Source organism: Mobiluncus curtisii subsp. curtisii ATCC 35241, from assembly GCF_000146285.1.
Classification (GTDB): Bacteria; Actinomycetota; Actinomycetes; order Actinomycetales; family Actinomycetaceae; genus Mobiluncus; species Mobiluncus curtisii.
This window is the reverse complement of sequence record NZ_GL385916.1, coordinates 1-1,983: the sequence shown is the minus strand read 5'-3', so window position 1 is coordinate 1,983 and position 1,983 is coordinate 1. Positions and strand designations below refer to the sequence as shown.

4 protein-coding genes and 1 pseudogene are annotated in these 1,983 nt (G+C 55.5%); 1 reads left to right on the top strand and 4 read right to left on the bottom strand.

The features are described 5' to 3' along the window. Nucleotides 1–476: pseudogene (locus tag HMPREF0574_RS09255) on the bottom strand (phage tail protein); the annotation flags it as partial. 70 nt (nucleotides 477–546) lie between these two features. Here HMPREF0574_RS09255 and HMPREF0574_RS09250 point away from each other — a divergent pair. Then, entirely contained in the window at nucleotides 547–1,005 is a 459-nt protein-coding gene (locus HMPREF0574_RS09250; RefSeq protein WP_236585807.1) for a hypothetical protein, read from the top strand. On the opposite strand, the gene HMPREF0574_RS09695 is transcribed toward HMPREF0574_RS09250, so the two are convergent. The 3 genes from HMPREF0574_RS09695 to HMPREF0574_RS09240 form a co-directional block, all read right to left on the bottom strand. Continuing rightward, the gene (locus HMPREF0574_RS09695; protein WP_004008482.1) at nucleotides 1,002–1,151 is read right to left on the bottom strand and encodes a hypothetical protein; all 150 of its coding nucleotides are present in this window, start codon (nucleotides 1,149–1,151) and stop codon (nucleotides 1,002–1,004) included. The two genes, HMPREF0574_RS09250 and HMPREF0574_RS09695, sit on opposite strands and share 4 nt — an antisense overlap. A gap of 44 nt (nucleotides 1,152–1,195) precedes the next feature. Further along, entirely contained in the window at nucleotides 1,196–1,612 is a 417-nt protein-coding gene (locus HMPREF0574_RS09245) for a hypothetical protein (protein ID WP_004008481.1), read from the bottom strand. 12 nt (nucleotides 1,613–1,624) lie between these two features. Next, the coding region (locus HMPREF0574_RS09240) for a major tail protein (RefSeq protein ID WP_036325187.1) at nucleotides 1,625–1,983 on the bottom strand (359 nt) is incomplete at its 5' end.

Here is a 1,983-nt window from a genome sequence, read left to right as displayed (position 1 = left end):
CTGGTGGTGTCCATCTCGTCACCGAGATCATCCACCGCGCCCTCAAGACGTCCTGCGTCCTTGGCGGCGTCTTTAGCATCGTCGCCCGCACCGTCTGCCTCGTTCCCGAAATCAGAGAGGGCGTCGTTGTTGGCTTTGAGTTCGCCTTCGAGCCGGTTGAGCTCCGCGCCTGCGTTGTTGAGCTGGATCTGCCAATTCTTCGTCCGCGAATCGTTCTCACCAAAGCTCGTAGCGGAGTTTTCGAGTGCGGCGCGTAGGGTCTCGATCTTGGCTTTCTGCACCTCAATCTCTTTGCCCAGCACCTGGTTACGGGCCGTGAAGGCTTCGGCAGACTTGTCGTTCTTATCAAACGAGGACGCCACAAGCTTCATCTCACTGCCAAGCACACGCATCTCACGGTTAATATCCGTAATCGCACGCTTAAACTCACGCTCACCCTCAAGCCCAATCTTCAAACCAAAACTGGAGTCGGCCATGGCAAAGTCACCTCCTCGAAGGGATAATGAAAAGGGATCAAATTGCTAAACGAAGGGGAAACCTATGGGAATGAGTGCAGAAGATTTCGGAGCTGTGCTTGCTGAGCTAAATGGACCTACGCCGCTTGCTGATGCTTTCGAGACGTGTTTCCCTCAACAAGACGACAACCGCTGGTGGTTCTCGATCCGGACTCACGCTACGTCAGTTTTTCTATCGAAGGAATACTTTGATTTTGAAACTGCAAGGAGAAACAAAGTAAAGCGAAGCTATAAGGAACTCTTGGCTCGAAAGGTTTGGGAAAGCCATTCGTTCACTCGTCGACCTGAGCTTCGCCTATGGATCCTCGAAGCGTTGGGACTCCTAAAAAACGACAAGGAAGTATTGAAAACCATGCTTGAGATGGAGACGAATACTTCTCGCTGCACGTACCTCAAGGATTTGTTTACTTGGGACGAAATCGAAGATGCAGCACGTAAGGAATTCCATCGTCTCGTGAACGAATCACCCATGACTCATCGAAATTACTAAATCCCTGGCGGGATGACGTCGTCGATGAACCATTGACGCAGCGGCTCAGCTCGTCCGGTTTCGATGCGCCAGCAGTCCACGAGGTCGAGGAGTTCTCCGAAGACAGTCAGACCCACTTCCACGCGTGATAGGTGAAGGTGGGCCATTCCAATGTAGGTCAGCCGCGTGAACACAGCCTGATCGGTCTCGACTATTCGTCCGTCGGTGGTGCTTTTGGGGCTGGCTCGGTAAGGATGTCTCGTCGTGTTCCGCGCTGGAGGGCTTCGGCGATCGCGCCGCGATAGTCCGCCAGATCAGCGGGAACGGTGAGTAGTTCAACCTCGTCCTCGCTCAGCTCTGGGCGCTTGTCGTCTGGGTGGCGCAGGTTGTGGATCTGGATGGACTGGTTGACCAGCAGCGTGATTAGCCAAATCACCTCACCCAATGTTTTGCCCAGATCGTCGGAAGTTTCGAGGGCGTTGCCCAGGTGTTCGAGCCCGCCGTATCGCTCGGCGATCAGACGCGTGGCTTTCGTCGTCAAGACAAGCTCGCAGTCGGTACCGCCGATGCTGACAGTGGCGGAGCGCCCTGGGTCAACAACTGATTCAGTTTTCTTCTTGGTTGTCATGGCTCATGCTCCTTAGGCTTCAGATGTGGTGCTGGCGGGTTCGTAAACCTGTGCATACCAGTTCGTGATCGTCTCGGGCTTAACCCCGGTGCCACCTTCGGTGACTTCGGCCTTCCACGGATGACGCCCCTTCGCGTCTGGCTTGTTGCGGCGCAGAATCGTGCCCTCAATGCTCGGGGTGGAGAACGTGATCGAGTCGGCTTTAGTTGCCAGGGTTTCGGTGGGCAGGGCGAACTTGACCCGGTAGAGCCAAAAATACTGATACTTCCCCGTGGAGCGTGCTGCGCGGAAACCAATCGCCACCGGGCTGCCGCCGTCCTCGGAAGCTGAAATGAGCACCCCGTTGGAATCCACGGTCGCACCCGTCAAGG